Annotated in this window: 1 protein-coding gene; it reads left to right on the top strand. The window is 63.9% G+C overall.

Annotated elements, in window-relative coordinates; genetic code table 11:
- Window positions 1–10: 10 nt before the first annotated feature.
- The coding region (locus tag RVY79_RS19395; RefSeq protein WP_317466201.1) for a serine hydrolase at window positions 11–277 on the top strand (267 nt) is incomplete at its 3' end.

Below are 277 nucleotides of genomic sequence, written 5' to 3'. Positions count from 1 at the left end.
CTCGCTGCTGGTGGGCATCGCCCTGGACGCCCAAGTCTTGAGCAGCGTGAGCACACCCATCGCGAGCTACCTGAACGCCGACTATCCCAACACGCCCGCCTTGAAGCAGGGGATCACCATCGAGCACCTGCTGACCATGAGCAGCGGCCTGGCGTGTGATGACTGGGATGCGTTGTCGCCCGGGAACGAGCAGAAGATGTACCAGCAGACCGACTGGGTGCAGTTCATCCTTAACCTGCCCTCGACGGCCAGCCCCGGCGCGGTCACGCAGTACTGC

Source organism: Chromohalobacter sp. HP20-39, assembly GCF_033052815.1.
Taxonomy (GTDB): Bacteria; Pseudomonadota; Gammaproteobacteria; order Pseudomonadales; family Halomonadaceae; genus Chromohalobacter.
Note: the sequence above shows the minus strand (reverse complement) of the source record. Positions and strands in the feature narration are given on the sequence as shown.